Source organism: Streptomyces flavidovirens DSM 40150 (assembly GCF_000429085.1).
GTDB lineage: Bacteria > Actinomycetota > Actinomycetes > Streptomycetales > Streptomycetaceae > Streptomyces > Streptomyces flavidovirens.
Genome location: NZ_AUBE01000040.1, coordinates 1 through 24,510 on the forward strand (window position 1 = coordinate 1; position 24,510 = coordinate 24,510).

Annotated in this window: 11 protein-coding genes; 1 reads left to right on the plus strand and 10 read right to left on the minus strand. The window is 68.5% G+C overall.

Annotation, left to right across the window (positions count from 1 at the left end; translation table 11 throughout):
* Window positions 1-230: 230 nt before the first annotated feature.
* The 6 genes from G412_RS0130065 to G412_RS0130090 form a co-directional block, all read right to left on the minus strand.
* Window positions 231-1,202 carry a TniB family NTP-binding protein gene (locus G412_RS0130065; protein WP_028815270.1) on the minus strand — a complete coding sequence of 324 codons (972 nt, stop codon included), beginning with the start codon at window positions 1,200-1,202 and terminating at the stop codon, window positions 231-233.
* A gap of 74 nt (window positions 1,203-1,276) precedes the next feature.
* On the minus strand, window positions 1,277-3,382 hold the full coding sequence (locus G412_RS0130070; protein WP_028815271.1) for a Mu transposase C-terminal domain-containing protein: 2,106 nt from the start codon (window positions 3,380-3,382) through the stop codon (window positions 1,277-1,279).
* On the minus strand, window positions 3,379-4,143 hold the full coding sequence (locus tag G412_RS0130075; protein WP_037650360.1) for a TnsA-like heteromeric transposase endonuclease subunit: 765 nt from the start codon (window positions 4,141-4,143) through the stop codon (window positions 3,379-3,381). The genes G412_RS0130070 and G412_RS0130075 overlap by 4 nt, the downstream gene beginning before the upstream one ends.
* Before the next feature lie 154 nt (window positions 4,144-4,297).
* Entirely contained in the window at window positions 4,298-5,458 is a 1,161-nt protein-coding gene (locus tag G412_RS0130080) for a DNA-binding protein (RefSeq protein ID WP_425274524.1), read from the minus strand.
* A gap of 563 nt (window positions 5,459-6,021) precedes the next feature.
* Complete coding sequence (locus G412_RS0130085) at window positions 6,022-7,203, minus strand: hypothetical protein (protein ID WP_028815274.1); 1,182 nt, start codon at window positions 7,201-7,203, stop codon at window positions 6,022-6,024.
* Window positions 7,200-12,461 (minus strand): AAA family ATPase, encoded by a 5,262-nt coding sequence (locus G412_RS0130090; RefSeq protein WP_028815275.1) that lies wholly within the window; start codon window positions 12,459-12,461, stop codon window positions 7,200-7,202. The genes G412_RS0130085 and G412_RS0130090 overlap by 4 nt, the downstream gene beginning before the upstream one ends.
* A gap of 272 nt (window positions 12,462-12,733) precedes the next feature.
* Here G412_RS0130090 and G412_RS36735 point away from each other — a divergent pair, with 272 nt between their 5' ends.
* Window positions 12,734-14,974 (plus strand): hypothetical protein, encoded by a 2,241-nt coding sequence (locus tag G412_RS36735; RefSeq protein ID WP_157839204.1) that lies wholly within the window; start codon window positions 12,734-12,736, stop codon window positions 14,972-14,974.
* Between the two features lie 544 nt (window positions 14,975-15,518).
* On the opposite strand, the gene G412_RS0130100 is transcribed toward G412_RS36735, so the two are convergent.
* The 4 genes from G412_RS0130100 to G412_RS0130120 all read right to left on the minus strand — a co-directional run bounded on the left by G412_RS0130100 (window position 15,519) and on the right by G412_RS0130120 (window position 23,873).
* Window positions 15,519-18,239: a TerD family protein gene (locus G412_RS0130100; protein ID WP_028815276.1), complete on the minus strand. Its 2,721-nt coding sequence runs from the start codon at window positions 18,237-18,239 to the stop codon at window positions 15,519-15,521.
* Entirely contained in the window at window positions 18,229-20,301 is a 2,073-nt protein-coding gene (locus G412_RS0130105; RefSeq protein WP_244283317.1) for a DEAD/DEAH box helicase family protein, read from the minus strand. The genes G412_RS0130100 and G412_RS0130105 overlap by 11 nt, the downstream gene beginning before the upstream one ends.
* 2 nt (window positions 20,302-20,303) lie before the next feature.
* Window positions 20,304-20,900 carry a hypothetical protein gene (locus G412_RS0130110; protein WP_028815278.1) on the minus strand — a complete coding sequence of 199 codons (597 nt, stop codon included), beginning with the start codon at window positions 20,898-20,900 and terminating at the stop codon, window positions 20,304-20,306.
* A gap of 1,053 nt (window positions 20,901-21,953) precedes the next feature.
* Complete coding sequence (locus G412_RS0130120) at window positions 21,954-23,873, minus strand: hypothetical protein (protein ID WP_157839205.1); 1,920 nt, start codon at window positions 23,871-23,873, stop codon at window positions 21,954-21,956.
* Between the last annotated feature and the right edge of the window lie 637 nt (window positions 23,874-24,510).

Sequence of the window (24,510 nt, forward strand, 5' to 3'; positions counted from 1 at the left end):
TGACGCTGGAAGGGGGGCTTGTTGGTGTGCTGGGTGCTGGCTGGCCTGGTGTGTTGCTGGTTTGCTGAGAGACAGAATTGACGGTTCGATCGGGGTGGTCAGGGTGTGTGAGCTGGAGCTGTGTGTTGTGTGCTGAGTGGGGTTGGGTGTGTTGTAGGTAGTTCTAGCGTGTAAAGGCCCGGACGGTATTTGTGCTGGTCAGGGCTGTTCTGCTCGCCTGGCGGGCGGGGTTAGCGGTTTCGGGTGCGGGGGCGGTGGTGGGTTTCGGCGAGGTGGTCGAGTCGTACTGCGTCGAGGGCAGCTTTGGTGATGCGTTCGGTGCCGTCGCTGATGGCGGTGATGGCGGCTTGGCGGATGAGTCGGGTGAGGGATCCGATGCGGCCGGCGGTGCGCTGGTGGAGGTAGGGGGCGTGGCGGGGGAGGGTGCCGGGTTTGTGGTGCTGGAGGTCGAGGTTGTTTTCGATGTCGGTGATGACGTCGCGGAAGGGGTGGCGGGTGCCGTGGCGGGCGGGGAGGGGGCCGCAGTCGACGAGCGTGGCGCGTCCGGCGAGTTGGGCGCCGCGGGTGCCGGTGAACAGGGGTGTGTTGGTGACGTTGATGCCGGCGTAGACGAACGTGGCGGGGAGGCGTTCGGTGAGGTCTTTGATCAGGTCGGCGGTTTGGGCGCCGGTGGTGGTACGGGGGTTGAGGCGGTGGATTTCGTCGATGAGGACGAGCTGGACGCCGGCTTGGGTGTAGGTGTGGCAGACGGCGTCGGTGATCTGGGTCTGGGTCATGCGGGCGGTTATGGGGATGCTGAGGTAGCGGGCGAACTCGGTGATGAGGGTTTTCGCGGTGGCGCCGGGCGGGACGAGAACGTACGCGACGGGTACCGCGGCGTGCGCTGATCCGGTCGGGGGCGCGTTTTTGCGGGTGTGGGCGAGGTGGCAGGCCCGGCCGACATGAAGGAGGGCTGTCGTCTTCCCTGCTGCGGCGGGTCCGGTGACGATGAGGGAGGGGCGTGCGGTGGTCTGCTGGTGACGGCCGAGGATCATCAGGGTGCGGACCTGGGTGGCGAGAGTGCTGATGGCGGGGGTGCGGATGGTGACGAAGCTCGAGTGGTAGGCGAGCCGTTCTTCCGTGCTGCGGGGCGGGTCGCCGGGCTGGGGCGGTGCGACGGGCTCGGTGGTGGCGAAGCGCTGCCAGCCCTGCCAGGTGGTCAGTGGCCAGGACAGCTCGGCCCCGCCGTTGGCGCTGGCACCGACTCGTGTGCTGCCCGCGCTTCTCTGGCTCGGGTTCACCATTTGTCGGCTTCCTCGTATGCGTTGTAGAGCCCGAATCCGGCGACCGGGACGGGACTGAAGTCGTCGTCGGGCAGGTCGTCGAGGTCGTCGATGCTGTCGTCGTCGTCCTGCTGCGCCGGGCTGTCGGCGGGTGCTTCGGTGTCGTGGTCCGAATCGCGGGCTGTGGGGAGCGGGACTTGAGCGGTGCGGGCCAGGAGAGCCTGCTCGGCCTTGGTGGCGTGGCCGCTGCTGACGCGGCGCATGAGCTGGTCGAGGGCGTCGGCGAGGCCGGCTTCGTACTGACTGGTGTCGCTGTGGTTGCCGTACAGGGCGAGGGTTCTGATGTGCTGCCAGGTGCGTTCGTCGAACGGCCGGTGGACGTGGTCGCGGTGGATCCACGGGATTTCGGTCAGTTCGCCGTCGGGCAGGCGGATCCAGATCTGGCGGACGTCGTGGGGGTTGTAGTGGATCTCCCATTTCCCGCCGCGGCCGGCGATGGGGGAGGGCTGGCCGCGGTGGGGGGCGAGGAGATCCGCGTCGTAGGTGCGGTGGTGGATGCGGATGCCCGAGGCGGTGATCGTCTGCCAGCGCACCGGCAGCAGCTCGAGGTAGTCGTGTCCGGTCAGCGGGACAGGTACGTAGCCGGCGACGGCGACGAGGGCGGCCCACATCTGGTTCGGGGTGAGCGCTTTGCGGGGCATCATCGGGTGGCGCAGGCCTTCGTGGGGCCGGTGGTGGTAGTGCACCAGCCACTCATCAAGCAGGTCCTGCAGCTGGGCGACGCTGTAGCAGGCGTCCTTCTCCGTGTCGGGGCCGCGGCGGGTGACGTCGGAGCCGGTGTAGCCGGGCAGGTGCTGGCAGAACAGGTGGTTGATGGTGCCGAAGGCGCGCTCGACGATGCCTTTGGCGGTGGGGGTGTGGGGCGGGGCGGGCTGGACGCTGATGCCGAGGCTCTCGCAGGCGGCGGTGAACGCCCGGGAGACGAAAATTTTGCCCCGGTCGACGACGATCGTCTCGGGCAGCACGACAGGCCGGGCCGCCGCCCCTACCAGGCGCTCGTCCAGCGCGGCCAGCCGCTGATGGGGCAGCGCGCGGGCGTGGTCCATGCGCAGGATGTTCGGCCAGGTGGGGCGGGCGGGGTGCGGGACGGCCATCTCCGCGAGCAGCAGGGCCGCATCGACGGCTTTGGTCGCGCTGGGGCACAGCACGGCGGCGAGGATGGAGCGGGTGGCGACGTCGATAGCGATGGTCAGTTCGGGCCGGGCGAGACGGCCGTCGTCGAAGAGGGCCAGGACGTCCAGGCGGGTGGTGTCGATCTGGACCTGCTCGCCGGGCCGCAGCGCCGTGGCAGGTGTGAAGGCCCGCCCCTCGAAGCTGGCGGGCATCTGGCGGACGGGTCCGGAGGGCAGTTCGCCGGGGCGGGCGAGCGTGGTGACGAGCCTGTACAGCGTGGCCTGGGACGGCGCGGGCACCGTACCGGGGCCGTGCCGGTCCTCCAGAATCTGGCCGATCAGTGGGAACAGGCCGTTGATGGTGCCCGTGGAGCGGCCGCGCCGGCGGCGCAGCGCCTCGCGGACGGCTGCGACGACCCGTTCGTCGGAACGCCCGGTGGGGCTGTAGGCCCGGGTGGTGCGGTGGTCGAGGAGCCCCCACAGGCCCTGCTTGCGGTAGGCCAGGCGCATGCGCTGCACTGTGGTGCGCGAGAGGCGGCCGAAGCCGAGCGCGGTCAGCTCCTCGGCCTTGGCCTGCTCCCGCTCGGCCAGCGTGTGCCGTGCGGGGTCGTACTGCGGCCGCACCACCCCACCGCTGCCGGGTCCGCCGGCAAGACCGCATTCGACTTCTCTCACGTGCCGCTGCCAGGCCAGGGCCTTCTCGCGTGCCGCGGCGGGCGCGGTCTCGAACAGCCCCCACTGCGGGGCGGCCTGGGGTACGTCGGCCCCGATGACGGTGAAGCCGGGGTCGGCGAACAGGTACCCGGCGAGCACGGCCTGACCGCCGCCGTCCGGGCCGACGAGATGGATCACCTGCCCGGACAGGGCGACCACCTGCCACTTCTCACCGCGGAAACGGACATGCGCGCCGACCTTCACCGCCGGCCGCGCATTGCGCCGCGCGGTCACTCGGCACTTCCCGTCTTGCCCGGACCACTCCAGCCCGGAGGGCCGACGAGGACGCGTTCGTGCAGCGGCGTATCCAGGCCTGTCGTCAGCTGTCCGTGCCACAGGGCGTGGAAGACAGCGGGGAGGACCTCGATGGGGTCACCGGCCGCTTCGGCGCCTGTGATCAGCGGCCGTGGCCGCGCGAACTCCTTGAGGACGGCCGCCGTCAGGCCGGGACGGCCGGCATTGCGGGGGTGGCGGTAGCCGGCCAGCCATTTCAGATTGGCGGCCGGCACATCGGCGAGCGGAGGGAGGCGCCGGTAGGCCCAGCCGATCTCCTCACACGCCTCGCTTACCGCTTCGGCTGCCTTCACAGCGCGTTCGCCGCCGGCATCGGGGTGACTGGGGCAGTCGGCCAGCAGACCCGTGCCGTCGCGGTATCGGGCGAACAGCTGCGGCACCCAGGAACGCACTCGTCCCCGTTTCTCACGCCACAGCACCCGTACCGGCCGTCCGGCTAGCCCCGTCACGTGCGGGTCGCGGTCCAGGACCATCAGCTGGGTGCGCATCGCGTTCGACCCCGCAGCCACATGCCGGCCTGTGGTCGCCGACCACCACAAGCCCGGCCCCCACCGCCGTCCCGGGATCACCGGGAACGCCGACACCGGCGGCAAGTCCTCAAACGCCACGGTCATGGCAGCATCCGCCCACCGCTGCTGGACCGACTGGCCCACCGGATCGAGGAACACCGCCTCGAACCCGCTCCCACGATCCACGGCCACTCGTCCTGCCCGGCCCCCGGACCGGGCCGCTCCTGTACTGATCACATGCGTTAGCCAAGTCGTTCCCGCCGACGGGCACCGTCGTTTTCAGGATTTCTGCCACAAACGAGTGCCGTATCAGCTAACAGCCAACGCACCCGTCATCCCCTGGCTCTCAGCCACCGTCTTCCTGCTTGCCCGCCGTGAGCATGTTCCCGAGCGTCTCGGCGGGCATGTCCACCCACCGGGCCACCTCCTCCAAAGGCACTCCGGCGTTCGCGGCGGCCAGGGCGGTCCGCTTCCAGGCGTTCTCGATCAGGACGGCGCTGTGGCGGAGGTTGCGCAGGAGTTGCTGGGCGACGTCGGCGGTGGGCCCGGTCTGCACCCCACGCAGTTGGTGGAGCTGTTCCTCGGCCCTCTCGATCGCACGGGTGATCAGCATTCGCTGCTCGGGCGGCACCACCGTCCGCCACATCCTCCCCGAACCTGGCGCCTTCTTCTCCTTGCCCAGCACCCGCAGCTGTCCGGCCATCGTCGCGGGCTGGTGCTCCCGGCGCAGCCACCACGGGTCGTTGTCGTACCCAGGCGGACCGCCGACACCGCGGCGCAGGCGGATGACGCTGCCCATCCAGGCGATCAGCGGACCGCCATGATCCGTCGCCGCCAACGGCCCCAGCCACATACGCCCGACCCGCTCCCCGAGCCGGCGGCAGAACATCCCGTCGGCGGGCAGCGCCCGCGGCCGCCCCGCACCACTGTCCACCCACACCAGCTCGGCCATGCCCGGGTCCAGCAGCGCGTCGGCCACCGCCACCACCTCCGGGAAGACGACCACGTCCCGCCCCACGATCCGCCACCACTCCAGATCATCCCCGGCGTCACCGCCCGCGACCTGATGCAGCCGCCGCGGCCAGAGCGTCTCCCGCTCCCATTGCAAGGCCTGCTCCCACCACCGCGCCACCACCGCATGCGCCAGCGCGAACACCCGCTCCGGCTCTGCTCCCACCCGCACGGCCCGCCGCGCCACCGAAGCCCACCGCCGCTGCGCCCCGGCCACCTCCGGAAGGTGCCGCACGTCCAGATGCTCGAGGGACTGGTCGGCGTCCGCGTCCAGGAGCCACCGCCCGTGCCGCACACACACCCGCTCCCACCGCGGGGCGTACCTCACGACCCGCACCACCGCCCCCGTACGCCGAGCAGCGCACAGCCGACAGCCGAACGCCACCGGCCCGGCGACCGCGCCGCCGATCCGCCAAGCCGCTGTCGGCACCCCGTCCCCCTCGGCCGGCAGCTTGGCGTCTTTCTCCGTCCAGGACGGCAACGCCCGTGCCAGCACGTCTTCTTCGATGCCGCACAGGCCTACCAGGCGCCGTCGTCCAGCTGAGTTCAGCAGCACCTCTGCGTCGGCCCGACACGCCCCGCCCTCGTGCTTGGGCTGGTGGTTGCGCCAGTGCCAGCAGGACCACAATGCCTTCGCTTCCATCCCGTGGCCGCTCGCGATGCGACAGATCAGCGACGAGGTTGTTTCTCCCTGCAGGGAGCGGTCCGCAGGAGGCAGGGGGGATGGGTCACTCCACCACAGTCTCGTGTTCGCTGTCCCGGGCGGGCGCTTTCGCAGCGGATACCAGCAGATCAAGTGAACCCAGCCGAGAACGGCTGAACAACGTCGTGGCGAAGACCCCAGGAGCCGCACCGGCACCCGGTGCGCGCTCCCGCTCCGCGGCTGCGCATCGCGCCGACACCGGAGTGTCGGGGTGCGGCCAGAGCAGGGACTGTCTTGATCTCGCCTCTGACACGAAAGAACCTGTGACCTGACCAGCACAGTCACAGGTTCTTTCGTGTCAGAGCCGTCTTCAGGACACACCCGCGGCATACCCACGCACCGTCACTGAGGTGGCTTCAGTCCTCGTCGTCGAGTGCGTCGTCTTCGTCTGCCGATATGGGGTGGACGTTGACGCCGGCTCGGCAGCGGGCGGCGCCGATCGTGTCGTGCAGCCGGGCGAACAGGTCGGGGCGAATGAGTAGATCTGCTCCCGCGACTGCGGGCAGGAGAGGTTCGTAGTTTCCGTCGTGGACGAGGTGACCGTGCCACTGGCGGCAGATCAGTGCCTCACCGATGGCGTCGCTGAGACTGAACCCGCAGATGTCATTCGTGGGTTCAAGTCCGAGTGCGGCCACGACGCTGGCGGCGGGCGCAAGTATGTAGAGGGGCAGGCCGAGGCCGCTGAGGGTGCGCGGACGAGGCACATCGATCAGGCCAGTGGCTCCAGCGTCAGTGAGGGCTGTCAGGGCGCCGCCTGTAGTGCTGATGTGCTCGGCCGCTGACTCGTTCGTGAGGCCGAGTCCCAGGCGCCGCCACGGGCTGGTCCACAGCTGCCAGGGAGCCTGGGAGGCCGGCAGCGTGCCGGGCGGCGGGTCGTCGTCGAGGGCCTCCAGACCGACGGCGATCTGCAGTTGGCGGGCAGGCTGATCCGGGTATCGGCGTGCAGGAGTGCGCTGCCGCTCGAACAAGCCGATCTGCACCCAGCCCTCGTGTGGGCCTTCGCTCACGCGAGCAAAGGCCATGGCGTTTCCTGGCAGGGACCGCAGGCCTGCGACCGAAGCGAAGCCGGAAGGCGGCCAGGGGTTGTTCGTTTGATGGCTCTCACTGAACCACGGTGCTGGATCGAGCGACCACACCAGCGCCTCGGGACGAGTCAACGGGCGGGGAATGCGGGCGAGTTCGGCACGCAGGGCCGCGCGGGGGTCGTCGCGTAGTCGCGTGGCCGCGCCGCGTTCGAAGTTTTGGGCACTGCCGAGATGTCCCGCTTGGGCAAGCGCTGCACGCAGGCCAGCGGCAGCGTGCTGCAGGGAGTCTTCGGCGGCAGCCTGGTCGGCGAGGTAGGCGTCGGGAAGCTGGCTGCGGTGTCCATTGGTCAGAAGCTCCAGCTGTGTACCCATGAGCGTCTCGATGTCGGGGAGGGCATCGATCACGAGGTCGATGACGGTCTCGCGAAGCCCGGCCGGACTGCCGGCGGCGTCTAGGCGGTCGCCCAGGTAGTGGTCGACGAGGTGGGTCGCGAACTCCCGAGGGTTGTTCATGTGCTGTCCTCGTTGGGGGAGAGGGCGGCGGCGATGGCGCGTGCGAGTGTCGGATGGGCTGCCGTTGCCGCGGAGGCGGGCGCCTGGTGGCCGGCGCGGGCCAGGATGGCGGAGGCATCTGCACGGACGGACAGCACGTCACTGCCGCACAGCGTGACGAGCTGTTCGAGGAGGGCGGCATCCAGGGGCCCGTCGGGCAGGTGTCCTTGCAGGACGGTCAGGAGCCAGGTCAGGGGGCCGGCCCCGAGGTCGAAGGACAGGACGTGCGCCAGGGCTGCCTGCGCCTGGCTGGAACGGCTGGCCAGCAGAACGGTTGCTGCGATCAGGGCTCGGCGCTTGTCGCCGCGGTCGGGCAGGGCAATCGTGGCCAACGCAAGCTCGCACAGCGCGGTGTCGATGTCGTGTTGGGTCGCTTGCTCCGACACCGGGCGGTAGGCACCCGGACCGAGACGGGCACGGCCCGGCAGACGGTGGGCGATGACTTCGTACGCCGCATCCCAACAGGCCAGGGCACTGACAGCCGGGGGCGAAGCGAGCGGGGGCTGAACAGCGAACGCCGAGACCAAGGCCAGGCTGACACCGATCGTGCGGCTGTAGGACGCCTTGGCGACGGCGTGGGCCACCTGATCTGCGAGGTTGCGGGCTGCGGTGGCCGGGTCCGCGGAGTGCGCCTGCTGCCACAGATCCAGCCGGTCATTGCCGCCGAAGGAACGCCATCCGCCACCGCCTCGCATCTTGGTGTAGGCGAGCATGCCCGCCGTGGCGGCGAGCGGGCCGAGGATGCCAGGATCGCTGTCCTGGCGCAAGCGGAGCCCCACGGCGAGGTCGGCCAGCAGCTCAAGAGGGTTGGAGGCGTTCATCTCGTCGGCGATCCGATGCAGGAACCGGGCGGCTGCGTCTGCTCCCTGACCGTCGATGATCTCCAACAGACGCCACCCGACCGCATTGGCCAGGGCATCCCTCGACCATCGTGGGCCCGAGGGGTCGTTGTATGCCTTGCTGCTGCGGTCACGGACTGCGGCAAGCGCGCCGGCAGCGCCTTCTGGCAGTGTCGGACGCTGCTGGGCGTGCAGATACGCGTCTATGGCGGGGTGCTTCTCGGAGCCGGACCAGTCACGTGAGGTCTTGTCGGGCACGGGGCGGGGTGCCCAGAGCGAGCCGCCCTCGCCGCCACAGCGCCGTGCCGCTGTACGCAGCGCGGAAGCGGGCTCGTCCCCGGCATCCTGCGATGCGGCGATCAGTGTCTGGTCGTCGTAGGTGGAGGTGATCGCATTGGCCAGCACCGGCAGGAGCCGCGATGCGCGTGCCGCGTCGTCGTCGGGCAGGTCGGCGAGCCGTGTGAGCAGAGCAACGTCCTGCTGGATGCTGCGGCCATCAGGCCCAGCCGCGATGCGCAACGCGGCCAGAACGACGGGGTCGGCTGTGCCAGCCTGTGTGGCCAGTAGCTGCCGGTGGGCCGCGTCCACCCGGCCATCGGGCAGCCCGGGCTCGGCCAGGAGCACCTGGGCGCCCAGCTGCGCGGCACTTCGCGGATCCAGGCGTGCAAGGAAGCGCCACCACTCCTGCGGCGTTCCCGCCGTGCCCCGCCCGTCGGTGCAGTCCGCGACGAGATAGACAAGAGGCTGCGTACGTGCCAGACGCACCTGCGCCTGCACGGGATCGACCTGCTGGAGTTGAGGCAGCGGATCCAGCAGCTCCTCAATGGTGATGTCCTTGTGGCCGCCGTAGGCCCCCATGTAGCGGGCAGCACGTTCCCAGCACCGCTGCGCCTCGTGCGGGTCGTCGCAGGCGAGACTCACGCGGGCCATCTCAAGTTCGAAGTCGGCGTCCTCCGCATACAGCGCTCGGCGCTCGGCTTGCGCTTCGCGAAGCGTGCGCATGAGCTCGTGCACGACGTCGCGCCCGGCCCGGCCGACGCTCCCGGCGAGCAGGGACACCAGCTCCGTGGTGATCAGCGGGCCGGTTCCGGCCATGCCCATGAGAGAGGTGGTGGTGCCCTTGCTGACGGTTTGCAAGGAGGCGATGCCCGCAGCAACATCGTCGCCGCGCAGCAGGGCGACGGCGTCGTGCAGCACCTGCCGCACCTGCCGGTGGATGTCCGTAAGATCGCAGGCCCGGGGACTGCCCGTGAACGCGTGTGCATGGCGGCCCAGTTGTTCGAGCGCAAAGCGCACGGTGGCGGACGCGGATTCGGCCGTGAGGATGCCCGCCTCGACGTCGCGGTGCAGGCCGACGGCGGCAAGAGTGAAGCGCAGCCAGGCACGGTAGAAGCCGTCGCCGTCCAGGAGGGGGAGCAGTCGGGCGAGCGCCAGCGGATCGGCGGCATGCGCGACGGCCAGCAGGGTCAGCCACCTGGTCACCGGGCCGGACAGGCCGCTGGCACGGTCGGTTAGTACGTCCTGGGTTGCTTCCGCGAGAACCGCGGCGATGTCCCCCGAAAAGATCTCCTCGGCAAGGTCCGACACCGCCACGCCATGGCGGAGCAGGCGCCGCGGGTCGCACGGCCCGCTGGCCCAAGCCGCGGTTGCCAGCGTGCGGGCAGACGGCAGAGTGCTGCCTGCCGCGCTATGGGCGTCTGCAAGGCGCAGCAAAAGGGCCGCGCGCCGGCCGGGCTGCTCAATGAGCTCCGTGCTCTCGAGCAACGGGCCGGGACCCAGACACTCCAACAGCACATCCAGCGCACGCTCAGTCGCTGTCAGAGCCTCTTGGTCGAGGAACCGCGCCACCCGCTGCGCGAGCGTACGCGGGACCTGCCCGGGCTCGGCATCGTCAGCAGCCCGGGCCGGCAACCGGATCCGTCCGCGCAACTCCGCCAGGAACACCGACTCATCGCTCGCGGAACCGTAGTGGACACGCTCGTCACTGCGTGCCTCCCAGGCCGTGAGGTATGCCTCCCACGGGGCGGCACAGCCGGCCCGGTCGACCGCCGCACACAGTTGCAGACCCCACCGAGCGGACATCGTCGGTACACCCTCATACATCAAACTTGCCGCCACGCGATCGGCTCCCGACAGCGCCACCAGCACATCCGCATACGGCACCAGGGAACCCGGCAGGCCTTCGTCCTCATACGTCGCCCGAGCCCGGCTCAGTTCGATACAGCGCACCAGCGTGGGCCAGTCGCTGCGGACTGCCGCACGCCGCGCAGCAACGGTCAGCGTGTGGACGATGGCCTGAGGAGGCTGCAGCCCGGCAATCGCACAGGAGAGGAAATCGGGTCCGATCAGCAGAGCGAGTTCGTCATCGCGCCCCAGAGCGGCCAACAGTTCAGGCAAGTGCCGAAAGGCGCGAGGATCGGTGAGGAAGCCCCGCCGGGACAACCAGTCAGCGGCCTGCGACCGGACCTGATCAACCCACCCCTCGTCGCCGTCGACCCGGCGGATGAAGCGGCTGAAGCTCTCATGATGAATCTTCAGTCCGCCGATACCCGGCTGCTGCGCGACGATCGGTGCCACACTGTTCAGCGCGGCACCGAGTTGCATTCCGGGCAACGGGAAAATCTCCTCGAGCTCCGGTGCAGTCACAGCGAAGTCGCAGACCGCGAGCATGCTGACAGCAGAACGCTGCCCGGGGGTCAGACCGGCCAGCAGATAGGCGTAGTAGTCGTCGAGGTCGTGCGCCGACGACGGCACCTTCCGCAGCCTCTCCAGAGGATCGCCTGCACCATCTGGTGCCGGCGCCGCTTCCAGGCCCGGGACAGGACCAACGGCCTGCCTGCACAAATAAGTGGCGTACAGAGCGTTGCCTCGAGAGCGCTCCTCGATCAGCGCGACCGCGGCCTCCGTCCGCGCAGCGGGATCGAGCCCCTCACCGGCAGGAACGGACGCCAGGGCCGTCAGCACGCCCAGACGGTCCGCCAGAGTACGCAGTTCGGCGCGGTCGAGCGGAGCAACGGTGAGGCGCACGGCACCGACGTCGACGGCCTCGAGGTGAGGGCCGGGCTGACTGGCCAGGACCAGCACGACACCGGGCGGCAGTTTCAGGGCGGTGAGGTCCGCGACCAGAGAGGCCGCCGGGTCCACTTGCAGGCGAAAGGCGCTTCCGAAGGTGGAGCCAAGAACCCGGCTGACATGGTCGATACCATCCACGATCAGCGCGATCGGCCGGTCCGGTGCCAGGCCGCGCGCGGCCGTGACCGCGGCCGTGAGCGTCTCCGGCGTGGCCGCGTAGCGTGGCCTGACCTGCTTCAGCGCCTCCGGAACGGCCGTACCCAGCTGTTTGAGCAGGCTGCCGATCACGACCTCGCTCAGCACACGCTGCTCACGGTCGACGTCCGCGGCACCGAGCCAGCAGTGATGCCGCACCGCCAGCCACGTCTCCCGCAGCGTGTCCCCGAGCTGCTCACACAACCACGACTTGCCGATGCCGGGAGCGCCGGTGACCACCACGACACCCCCCTGCTGGGCAGCCTCCTTCACGGCCGCCACCACCCCCGTGAGCACCACAGGACGTCTCACCTCGGTGGCACGGTCCACGGGATGCCCCTCACGGACCGCTCCGAAGTCGACCTCCAGGCTCAGACGGGGAAGCAGGTCCTCGACCATCACGGTCCCCGCCCGGCTGCGCGCCGCTTTGGCCGCCTCGATCAGAGCCAGCGCCACCTCCTCGGGCGTGCGGTGCCGGTTCGGAGGCCGTCCGGCACCGAGTTCTTCGGTGATGCGATGCAGCAAGGCCGCTTCGGCCGGCCCGGGCTCGCGGATGTTGAGCGAGCACGCCGGAAGATCCGTGTCGACGACCAGGGAGGCGCAAGCGCGGTCGAGCAGGTCATCGCTGACCTGGGCGAGCATCTCCTTCCACGGAGCGTGTGCACGCAACGCAGCCGCGTTGAAACGGAACCGTTTGCTGCTCAGGCAGTGCAGCGCCGGCCCGGGATCGGCGCTCGCGTGGACCGGGAGCAGCACCCGGGTCAGCTCGGGATCCTCCGGCTCAGTGTCGCGCACCACGAGGCGGTGCGAGACACCCGGGCCCGAGGCGAAGTCGTGGTCCATTGAAGAGAAGAGCAGATCCAGACGCAGGCCTCGCTTGTCCGTCATGAAACTCTCCAGCGACAACGTACGGTCGTGATCCGTGTGCTTGATCTGCAGCCGTTCGCGGTTGCCGGTGCCCCACTCGCACGTGATGTCGTCGAACCGGTCCCCGGTGAACATCTTCGTGTCGACCAGCAGGGAATCCGCATGTCTCACCGCCAGGTCCACCAGTCGCAGCGCGGTGAGCAGGTCCTGGTAGGCGTAGCCAAGGTGTGTCGGGCGCAGCCCCATACTCACCTCCAGCGTGCCCTGCCCACTCGGCACCCCCCATGGTGCGCTTCGCTATCACCTTAACGTCCCTGACGTACCGGGACGGAACGGAAACTCAAAGGGAGACCGTGTGCGCATGATCCAGCCGGCCCGGGAACATAGGTTCACCACCCCCGCTGCTGCAGCAGGCGCTCACCGACAGCTGTCCACGCCGGGGCGCAAGCAACGAATCAGGGAATGACGATGATCAAAAGCCTCTAGGCTTCGTCAGCAGGAGAGCGCTTGGGGGAAGCATGGTGGAGACCACACGGTTGTCGTCACTCAGCGAACAGCTGGTCGCCATTGGATTCGAGCGGCTCGCCCAGGGCTCGCCGAGGGTGCTGAGCAGCGCCAGGTTCGCCCAAAGGAACGGGTTGATCTTTCAGGCGCCGGAAGCCTGGCAGAGCGTGGATGAGCTGCCATGGGACCAACTGGCCGCGCGTTCTGGAGAACTTCTCGCCAACGGACCGTTGCTCCTGGCGCCGACATGGGAGCGAAGGACGGAGTCGGACGGGCGCTGTGCCGTGGGTTCCGACTCCTTCTACGCCGAGGTCATGATCTCCTGCCGTCCGCCTTCACCCGATGCCGCGATGGCAGTGCTGCTTCCAGCGTCCGCTTGGGTATCGGACCGTCCCTGGGCGGCCGAGATGCGCACGAAGGTGGCCGAACACTGGGACACTCTGCTGGTGCTCTACGGGGCAGGAATGCTGACGCAGATGCATGTGAGTATGGAATCGGCGGTTGTCTTCCTGCGGCCGCGTGCACAGACCAGGCCAGTCCTGAAGGTTTTCCAGGTGCCGTGCCCCCGCCTCGATGATGCAGCTGTCGTCAAGGACTTCGAGCGGCTGCTGGCCCGTCAGGGCGGCAGGGGAGAGTACGGCTATGTGCTGCGGGAGCCACCCGGCCCGGACCAGGGCCTGTACTTCGATCGCTTCGACCCGCACATCCTCCAACGCCGTGAGGACCTGGCCGGGTTCGGAGCCGTCAATGCCCTTGGTGATCTCTTCACGTTTCACCGGGCCCCTTTCAGTGACGCAGTTCTGAAGAGGGGCAAGCAGCTGACGTCATCGAAGGATCCCGGCGGGGTGCGCATGGTCCGGCCGCGGGACATCTGCCGGGACGGCACGATCGCCCCGCCATCGGAGGAAACCCTGTGGGCGACCATCCCGGAAGATCAGCAACTTGCTGCAGGGGACCTGGTGATCCGCCGTCTGATCGCCCCATTCATTGTGCCCCCGCACGGCTTCTTCACCGCCGAGGTCGGTGAAGACGACCTGCCCGCCGCCGCGTCCGACCAAGTGGTGGTCCTGAGGCCCATCAAGCCGCTCTCCCGGCCGCAGGCCCGCTTGATCACCCTGTTTCTGCGTACCCCGCTCGCCCTGACCCTGTCCGGGCCACGGCTGGCCACTACCACCATGGAAGCACTGTCCGCGCTGCCTGTTCCGCAGCCCGATGAGGCGCTGACCAAGGCCCTCGACGAAATGACGGCTGCCAAGCAGCAGTTCAAACGGTGGGAGCAGGAGGCGGAGTCGGTGATCGAGTCCGTCTTCTTGGAGAAGACCGCAGCCCGTGCCCGCGCCCGTGTCATCGACTCCGGCCGCGCACTGAGGCTGCGCGTCGAAGCAGCCTCACTGCTCGACGACCTCGGCCACAGCGTGCGCACCCGTTTCCCCTATCCCGTCGCTTACCGCTGGCGCGAGACCGAAGCCCGCATCAGCGCCGGTGACGCCCAGGCTGCCTACGCCGCGATTCTGGACACCGCCGAGCAACTGCTGTGCTACGTCGCCCAGCTCGTCCTCGCCCTTACCCACGCCCAGAACATCACCTTGGGGGCCGTGACGGCGATCCGGGACAAGCTCGCCGGCGGGCGCAGCGGCCCCGGCTTCGGTGACTGGGCCAACGTACTCAACGAAGCCGCGACCAGCCGACAGCTCAACAACCTCCCCGAAGCCCACCCCCTCAATGACATCCGGACACTGCTGGCACACGCGGACGCCGAGAAGGCCCGGCAAGCCCTGAGCGAGCGTCGCAACGACCAAGCCCACCTGAGGCGTGTCGACCCGATCGAGCTGCCCCATGCCATCGACGTCGCCTTCGCCGACCTGACCCGCCTGGTCGAACGAGCCCGCTTCCTGGCCGACCTACCGCTGATTGAAGTCACCGACGTCCGCTGGGACACTTTCGCCCGCACCGCCTGCGTGGAATACCGGGAACTTGCCGGAGACCACCCTGTTGTCCCGACCCGCACCATGACCTCACCCAGCAACGACCTGGAGAAGGGCAGCCTCTACCTCCGCGACACCGATGGCGCACTGCACCTGCTTCGCCCGTTCCTGATCGGCCGGGACTGCCCGACCTGCCGTACATGGTCCACTTTCCACGCCGACCGGGTCCCCAAGGGCGCCGTGGTCTTCAAGAGCCTCGAACACGGCCACACCCTTGAAGACGCATCTCCCGATACCCGCCACCTACTGGGGCAGATCGGCTTGGTGTGAAGCGTCATACAGCACGGCGGGCGCCAGTGGTGGCCGACACGGCTGACCCTGCGCCCGGCTGCCGCCCAGCCGCCCGTCCGGTACGCCACCGGCGGTTGCCTCACCTGCGGCCGCGCACCACTCCTTGAACGATCATGTTGCGATGCGCTGACCAGGCGATGTGGCAGTACCGCACATCGCCTTGCGCCATCCTCCCGGCCAGTCATTGCGGGTGCGGATACTGCCGGGTGATCTGCAGAACTCACAGGTGCGCTCCGCCTCCGCCTCGGCGGGGCGATCAGGCTCCTTAGGGTGTCGCCGCTGCCCGGCGCCCTTCAACGTAGACGCGTAGACCGCCGAGTTTCTCCTTGAGATCGAGGAGACGGCAGTCGGGAAAGGTCGCGCGGATCTGTTCATGCAGACCATCCAGCAGCTCCCGCCAGCCCGGCCCCACAGCATGGATCCGCGCGGGTATCTGCACTGAGAGCGCGCCAGCGGCGGTGGATCGTCAGCCATGGCCCGGCGCGTTCCTTCAGGCGCCCGCCAAGGGGTGATGCGGGGAGCCTCAGGCTTCGACGTTGATGCCGTAATCGGTGGCTAGGCCCGCGAGGCCGGTGTCGTAGCCCTGTCCGACGCCACGGGCCTTCCAGCCGCCCGTATGGCGGTAGAGCTCCACCGCGATGCTGACGGTCTCGCCCGAGGAGAACGGCCCCGGCGTGAAAGCCAGTTGGGTGCCGGAGGTCTGGGTGATGTCTGCTTGCCACTGGGTGTGCTGGTCGAAGACTGCGGTGGGCTGGGCCTCGAGGTCGATGCTGACGATGACGGCGATGGAGGTGATGTCGTCAGGGATGAGGCTCAGATTGGCGGTGACGGTGTCTCCGCCGACGCGGACTCCGTCGTGGCGGGGGTGGTTGTAGAAGACGAGGTCGTGGTCGTTGCGTACCTTGCCGTTGGGGGTGAGGAGTACAGCGGAGATATCGACGGGTGCGCCGGTGCAGGTGATGCGGACAGTCGTCGGCTCGGTGGCCACGGTCGTGTTGGCGCCCTTGGCCAGCGTCTGCCGAGCGCCGTATTCCTCGTTGTGGACCGGGGCCATGGGTGAGTGGCGTCGGGTCGGGGGCAGGCGGATGGAGGTGAGTGTGGCGATGACGTGCTGGAAGATGGGCCAGCCTTCGGTCTCCTCGCCGGGCCAGGGCCAGGTCAGACGCTGGGCGCCGAACTCCTTGCCGGTCGGCGGCTGCCCGAGTGCCTCCTGTAGCTGGAGGTAGCGCAAGCTCTCCGTGGCCAGACGGCTGAGCTGCCACTGCCGTTGGGTTTCTTCCGGGCTGGTCATCCAGGTGTCGTGGTCGACGGGCTTGCCCCCCATTTCCTGGTACGCCCGCCGGGCAAAGTCGTAGCCGTCACCGGCCAGCAGACGGGCCGGCCGCTCCTGCTCAGCGGGAGCCGGCTCGCCGATAGCCGTGTACAGCGCTCCCAGATCGCCGCCGGTCCAGTGGTTGGCCGCCGTGGTGGCGAACCGCGAGAACTGGATCAGCGTGGGCTGGCGCCCCTTCTCAGCAACGAAGCGGTGAAGCTGGTGGGCGACGCTCTCCAGCTCGGAACGCCACCGGTGGTGCAGGTAGGCATCGAGGTGCTGCTCGGCCCAGGCACGCCGGAATCGGGTTATGAGGTCCCGTACCCGCTCGAAGCCCTCCCGGCGCGTGCCGTGGCCCATGCCGGAGGTGAACGTCACCTGCCCGAACGGTGTCTCGACCGCGCTGTTCGCATGGTCCGCGACATCCTCCTCCGGCCCCAGCATCTGCTCTGCAACACGCAGCTCGCGGAAGAAGACCGCGTCGACGGGACAGCCTGCCGCACGCAGGGCCGCCAGGGGCTTGCTGTAATAGCGCTCGAGGCGGCGCAAGGTCGTGCGGGAGTAAGGCCCTTCGCACACGAACCAGGCAGTCAAGCCCACACCATGCCAGAACTCGCCCGCAGGACCCAGGGCGTCGGCCATGGTCTGGTGCGGCCGCGGGTTGCTGACGATGCTGCCGGGGTGCCGTTGCAGCGTCACCGTCTCCCACAGCCGCCCGATCTGTCCGAGCACGTCGGCGGGCAGACACCGCCGGTACAGCTGGGGAGCGAAGCCCTGCTCGGTACGGGAGAGACTCATGAGTTCCTGATCGACCAGGCCCCACAAAGACGGCATCCCCGGCGACTGGACGGCATGCGTCTGGTCAAAGCCCGCCCACCAGCTGCGCAGCGCCACAGCCCGCTCCTCGACCGGAGACATGGAACTGCCCCCACCGAGGAAAGCGGCCAGCATCGCTTGAACCTCGGATTCCGCGATGCCCGCCTCGGCACCAACGCCGGCCGTCTGGGCAGACGTGCCCACATACAGACGAGGCTCGGGCAGAGCAGTGATGATTTCCTCGTTCGGGTGAGGAAGAGCCTGGAGATAGCCCAAAACGGCCAGCCAGTCGCCCCCGAAGTACGCGGAGGCGACCGGCTGCAGTTCTTTCGTGAGCACCCGCCGCGCCAGGGCCGTGCCAGCCTTCGCCTTCTTGGCGAAGCCGGCCATCAGCCCCTGTAGCCGCTGGATCCGGTGACGGGCGACGAGCTGCACAAGGTCGGCACCAGCAAGGGTGTCCAGCAATTCCAAACGAGCCTGCTGCTGCCCACTACGGTCCAGCTTGTGCCAGCCGCCGCCGAAGCGGAATGCATCCAGCACACCATCCTTGATGCCCAGAAGCCGGTAGCGCTCCTCGATCAACGCCCAGAACTGCTGCTGTTGCGTGGGCGGGAAAATATCTCCCGCCGCCCGTAGCCGGACCGGCTGAAGCAGCGTCTCGAACAACGGCACCAGCAGCGCCCAGAGCAATATGGTGTCCGCACCCTCCACGGCAGTGAGACGGGCGGTCTCATCGGCGGCCAGCGTCAGAGCGTGGGTGGGGCGTTCACGCAGCAGATACGGCAGGTCGACCGCCCCTGCCTTCACGGACAGCTTCGTCGGCAAATACCACGCGCCGCGCCGCTGCTGCTCCTGGACACCGAAGACGCTCGCACAGAAGACGGCCTCCGCCTTGGTGAGGGCCGTCACCAAGGCGGTGTCCGGGGTGTGACGCCCTCGGCCGAGGGTGATGGTAGCCACAGGCTGTCCGGCGAGAGCCACGGACAGCAATCTGGCCGCCAGCGCGTCGAGCTCGGCAAAACGTTGCTGCTGGCCGGCCGCCACCTCCAGGCTTAGGGCCTCCTCGGGGCTGGCGAGTTCGGCCGACTGCCACCAGTACGTCTGGTCACTTGCCACCGGTCAGCCTCCGCATGTATTCGACGAACTGCTCGAACGGGACCGGAGCCGCAGTGGACTGCGCGTAAACGGCGTAGCGCTGCGCCAGCAGCTGCCTCTCTCGCTCATCCCGCCGCGCCTCCACCCGGTCCACACCGTGGATCACTCGTTCCTCGACACGCCCTCGCTCGTACAGCACGAACGCATCCATCCCGCCGTCCCTCGCTGGGCCAGCCCCGTTCGGGCTGTCGTCACCGCCGTCGAGGGCGGTGACCAGCATGTCGGCGTCGATCAGCGGGGCGTCGAGCAGGACAGCGGGGTCCATGTCGTTGTCCGCGCACAACGCCTCCAGGTGCTTTTCCAAGCCGAGTTCGGCGTGGCAGACCACGTCCAGGTACTGCTGGTCGGGGGCAAGATGGGGATGGCGCAGAACGCGGACCCCACGGCCGATGAACTGGTAGAACTCGCCGAAGCTGCCATAAGGCCGCAGGGGCACGACGACGGTGATGGGCGGGAAGTCGTAGCCCTGGCCCAGCATGCGCAGCTGCACAAGGCCCTCGAGGTCACCCGCGTCGGACTCGAACCGCCTGCGCGTCGCAGCGATCGCCGAGGCCGGCATGCTGTGGTGCAGCGTGGCGCAGGCGATGCCGTGCTCCTCAGCGATCCGCGCGATCTGCTCAGCGTGGGCCTGTCCCATCGTCGCGAACAGCACCCGCGGCCTGACCGGGGCCAGCAGCTTGGCCTGCGCGTCCAGACACGCCCGCGTCACCGCCATCACCTGCCGGATCGGCGCCTCGGACTGCGCGGTGATGCGCGCCAGCTTCCGCTCGTCGCCCAGCACGCTCAGCAGAGCGTCACGGCCCACGACCTGCTCGCGCCGCCCGTCGGGCCACACCGCCTCGTAAACCGTCGACGCTGTCTCGGGCGCGAACCGGTGCGCCCGCAGGTTCTTCGCCGATCCGTGCGCCACGGAGTCCACCAGCCGGTAGCGGTAGACGACATCGGCATCGATGGGCTTGCCGTCCAGGCGGGTGAAGCACGCAGACATCAGCAGCGTGCGCGCACCAGGGAAGCGGGCGAACAGCCGCTGGTAGGAATCGCTGGCCGCAATGTGCGCCTCGTCCACCACGATGTAGTCGATGTCCTCCGGCTCCAGCTTGGCCAGCAGATCCCCGCTCTTCTCGCCCGTTCCCAGCGCATGGAAGTTCGTGACCACGATGTCCGCGGCCAGCAGCCGCTGCCGGCTGACCTGGCTGATGTGTTCCCCCTCCGCGTCCAGCACCAGCGTGGCCGGCGGGCGGGTACCGGGCAGCAATGGACCGCCCGCCAGCCCGTACAGCACATTGCCGGGCGCCCCCGGGGCGAGAGCCGACGCGAAGGTGCCGCGGATCACCGAGCCCGGCGTCACCACCAGCGCCCGCCTTCTGGTGAACGACAGCGCCGCCGCCACACCGAGGGCCGTCTTTCCGGCCCCGACGGCCATTACCGTGGCTGCGTGCCGGCCCCCGGAGGCGTAGTAGTTCGCCAGCGCGGCCAGCGCCTCGTCCTGGCAGGACCGCAGAGGCCCCCGGTCCACCCGCCCCCGCACCTCGTCAAAGTACGCACCGTCCGGCATCGGCCAGACTGGTGCCGCACCGCGGGGCGGGTCGGCAGCCCGCATCGGATCCCCGGCCATATCTGGGACCTCGACGTTCGGCACCGCAGTCACCCAAGGAGCCAGCAGTGGATCGCGGCGTAGCATCGCCTGCAGCTGGGCCACGCAGCGTGCCGTGTCCGTGCGCACCGCGTCGTAGGAAAACCGCAGCACGGTCAGACCTGTGGCGGCCAGGTCGTTCTGCCGCAGCCGGTCGTAGGTGAACGCGGCCCGGTCGCTATGGAAGGCGAACCCGTCCAGCTCGACGGCCAGTTGCAGCGTCTCACCCGCAATCAGGTAGTCCAGCCGGTACGTGCGCTCCTGCACGGTGACCGGGTACTGGCTGTGCACCCGCTGCACGATGCCCGCATCCGCGGCAGGAGTGAGAACCCACCGCAAGAACGCCTCCTCCAAGTAGGAGGCGGCAGACACCAGCGTCTCCAGCCCCACGCTCACCACGCCCCGTCCGCAGCCGTGGCTTCGGCCGCCAGCGCACCGGCCTTCTCCGACAGCCGCCCCACCGCATCCTCACCCTGCCCAAAACGCGTCAGCCGCTTCGCCACAGCGAGAGCCTCGGTGAAAGCGCCCTCGCGCTCCAGCAGGTCGACCAGCCGGGGCACAGACGTCACCCTCACAAACGACACCGGATCTGTGGCGTCAAAGGACACCGCCTGGGGCGCAGCCTCCATCAACTCCAAGTCCAGCAGGGCGAACACCTCAAGCAGATCCAGCGCCGCAGGATACGAACCGCGCGTGCTCCACAGCCGGTCGACCGCACCCTGCAGCACGAAGTGGTAGTCCATCGCCGAGCCCGGAAGCTCCAACGCCTCCCACACCCGAGCCACCAGATCCTCGCCGCTCGCGTCGTAGGGCACATGCTGACTGGCCGGCGTCGCAGACGTATGGCCCTGGGGCGTCGGCCACATCGGCGTGCCGTACGACTCATCCGGACGCACCCGGGCCCCCGGCAGCTCCCCACGGACGACACCGGGGCTCCCGCTGAAAGCCATGCCGGGAATCGACGCCAAACGATCAAACCACGACTTCACGTGCCCCCACCGCTCCTATGAGCCGAGCAGCCCTGCTTGCGCCCACCCCTGACTGTTCCTCATTGTCGCAGTCTGCGCTCCGCTACACCGTCGTTCCGGGCAGCTGAGACTGCTTTCAGCTCACAGAGGCGTAGCTCTAGCGTCCGCTCAAGCCCATCTCGTACAGGTCGGCGGGCTCGGCTGTGAACTTCCCGTCGTACAAGACCCGCGACGAAGAGTGATCCGCCACGCCCCCGCCCGGCTGCGCCAGCTCCGGCCCAGTGGCCGGACTGTCTGGTTCCGGCCCAGGCATCGCCCGCCGGGTTCTACGGTGCACCGGTGAGCACGACATGCCGCCGGCCAGCGGAGACGAACTGCCCGTGGTCGACAAGGTCCTGGCCGCGCAGGGCGCACCGGGCGTATGGGTGATGGGCCTGCTCCGGGACGCGCGCCGGATCCTGAGCAGCGATGTCCTAGAGCGGCCGGCGGAGGTCGCGGAGTCGTGTCTGCGGGCGCGCGGACGCCCTCCTGAGGGTGCCAGGCATCCCAGTCGCGGGGGGCCTGAAGTCCGCGTTCGCCGCCCTGCCAGCAGACGAACAGGGCCGAGGGCGACCGCTACCGGCCGCGGAATCAGCGCTGGTCGGTGATCACCTGCGAGCAGATGCAGGACCTGGGCGGCGCACCTGTCGCTACGGACCGCGGCGCTGGTTACGTGCCGCGCCCCGCCGAGCCGGAACCGCAGCTGGTGTTCGTGGAGTTCGCGGTGGCCGGTCTGGCCGGGCCGCATCCGTTCCGCGAGCCGGCGTGCATGCTGGCCGGCCCCTGTCGACACCGAGCCCTGGGGCGGACGCCACTACCCCCGCTGCCCCCGTCATTGGCGCCGAGGTCTGGCCCCGCGCCGGTGATAGCCGAACCCGGAGCTGTGGCGGGCGGGGGCCGACCGCCACGGTTACATGCCAGCGCTGGCCGCCGCTTTGTTGCTTGCATCCATCTGCGCAGCCCTCACGCACTCCTGTGGTGGGGATGACGCTGCGCCGGGCCAACACACGACGGACAAGCAATTCTGCGGGCCAGTCATGAGGCGGGACGCAGCGCGGCTCGGTCCAGTATCAGTAGCTCGACTCCCCGTTCATCACACAGCAGTTGCGCTGCTTGCCGCACCTCGTGGGAGATGGCGTCGATGGCTGCCATGAGGTGGATGTCCGCGCCGAGAGCGGCGCTGACTTCGACGTCGTGCTGAAGCTGTCCAGGCTTTGCAAACTCTGTGCCCTGGGTCTTTACTTCGCCAGCCAGGAGTCGACCCCCATACAGACCGTAGATGTCGGCCTCTCTCTTTGAGCCGCTGCCGTCCTTCCAGACGTCGACGCCCGGAAGGAAGTACGAGTGCGGTTGTTCACGGGCGAGGGCGGCAATGACGAGCAGGTGCGGCAGCACACCGTTATCGCACGCGCGGTCGACGAAACTGTCGAGCCGATAATGCATGGCGATCCCGTCGGCATCCCGCTCGAACGCACCAGGGGCTCGGCAACCGGCACACTGCACTGCGGCCTGAGTTTCACGCAGCGGGATGAAATTGTCGAGGCGGCAGTGGTTGCAGGTGAACGACAGGCCTCGTTCGGCCCAGCCCATCGCGCTGACTGCCTCCATGGCTTCAGCTGCCGGAGCTGTCTGGAGCCGGCCCATGCCATTGGCAGAACGGTGCATGCGGGGGCTTCGGCCGCCCCACGAGGCTGCCAGTTGCTCGAGCTCTGCCCGGTCCGCAGCTTCCATGCGCAGCTTCTTCAGTTCCTTCACGAAGTGCGCGGTGCGCTTGGTAGTCAGACCGATCAGAGCCTCATAGAGGTTCGGTCGCAGCAGTTGGGTGATATCGGACCGGGACATCAACGCAGTCCCCATTTTTCCCTTATCGGACAGCTCGTACCGCTGGGTGGATTGCTCCAGCAGATGATGCGTGACCTGGTCAAGGGACGGGATTCGCAGATCAAGTACATGCTCCGCAGTCGACGATTCCACGAGCTGCAGACAGCCGTCTCGCCATGAAGCACCGGTCGATATCATCTCGGCAACGCTGTCGCGACATGGCAACCCTTTGAGCGCCGTTCCCCACAGACGTATCAGCAACAGCGCGTGGGGTGCGATGTTGACCGGGGAGGGAATTCGGGCGCGGGTGACGTCCGCGAACTGGTGGACCTCGATGGAGACCATGCGTCCCCACTTGCGGGTCGGGCGACGGCGCAGAGGATCTGCGTTCACCTGGTAGGTGAAGGGTGCTCGTCTGGAAGGTGTCGGCCACCAGCTGCTCGTGTAGCGGACTTCTTCCGGGCCCCCGGGCACGAGAGACAGTGTGCCAGCGATGCTGTGCAGCTGTTCTTCAGGCGTGGTGTGACTGCAGAGGAGGACGTCGGGTGAGTAGCCGGAGGGTCGGGACAGCATGTGGGACGCGACTTGTTTGTCGAAATTGAGCCAGTGCTGCACGCCGTCACCCGGGAGCAGCAGCAAGGGGGCAGCGTCTGGGTGTTGCAGGGAGTCCAGAGCCCTGATGTTCCAGAAATCCACACAGTCTTCGACGCTATCGGACTCGGTCACCCACACCAGTGCGGGTCCACGAGGGACATGGGTTCGGCCGTGCTCGTCGAGTTCCTCCGTGGTCTTGGCAATCAGTGTGGATTTCCACAATTGGTGCCTGGCGACCTCGTCCTCCTGCATCGGCGGCCGCACCGCCAAGTCCGCCGGCAACTCGGCACGCGTTTCAGGACTCAGGTAGCCGACCGCAGCAACCTGCCAGAGCGGTGCCGACTCGTCCATGACTACCAGCGCTGTGTCGTCCGCATTGCCGAGCCACACAGCGCTGACAGGCGGGCCCCACGGCTCGACAGAGTCGCCCTCCATATCGATGGCATCAAGCTCGATCAGATCGAGAGTGAGTTCATCAGCGATCAGGCGGGAGGCTCCAATCGGGGCATCAACCCGGACGAGCGACTCCACGTCCGCCATCCGCAAGACTGTAACCACCGGCTCGGCAAGACCATGGGCGCCCACCACCACAATGGGTTCTGTTACTCCACCCCAGCGCGTGCTAGCGCACTCGACCGCTCGGCGAAACCCTTCAGTACTGCCCTCAGCGATCAAATACGCAGCCCGAGGCGGCAAAAACGCTGCATGCAGAACGGACTGATCCACATCCCCAGATGACTTCACGAAGGGAAGAGTGCCATGTCTTGCCCCTAGCCACGATCCGCTCTGCCTGGTCCGCTGGGTTGGTACCGCTCGGCATAGTACGGGCGATCGTCGAGACAGCCAGACCCACGAGCCCTGCGACCGCCTCCATCATGCTGCCAAGCCGATCTGCGGCCGCGAGGCCCATGAAGACGGCGACCGCCACCATACATGCGGCCGCCGTCCCGCAGACGGCTGCGCGAGCAGTTCCCACAGATGCAGATGAAAGGGCAGCGGTTACGGGCACAGCGGGCAGCGCAGCAGTACGGGTTCACGCCATCGGCGACGTTCGTGCGCTTCAGCGCGGCAGCTCGAACTGCTCGAACTGCTTCGGCGGCCTGAATGGCGCGTGGCGGACTGGAGGATGCGTGCCGTGCGGGGGGGGGGGGGGGGGGGGGAACACGGGGACACGGGG

Coding starts and splice junctions, on each gene's coding strand:
- G412_RS0130085 (WP_028815274.1), bottom strand. CDS start 7,203: ATGAACAACCCTCGGGAGTTCGCGACCCACCTCGTCGACCACTACCTG.
- G412_RS0130090 (WP_028815275.1), bottom strand. CDS start 12,461: ATGGGGCTGCGCCCGACACACCTTGGCTACGCCTACCAGGACCTGCTC.
- G412_RS36735 (WP_157839204.1), top strand. CDS start 12,734: ATGGTGGAGACCACACGGTTGTCGTCACTCAGCGAACAGCTGGTCGCC.
- G412_RS0130120 (WP_157839205.1), bottom strand. CDS start 23,873: ATGGCGGACGTGGAGTCGCTCGTCCGGGTTGATGCCCCGATTGGAGCC.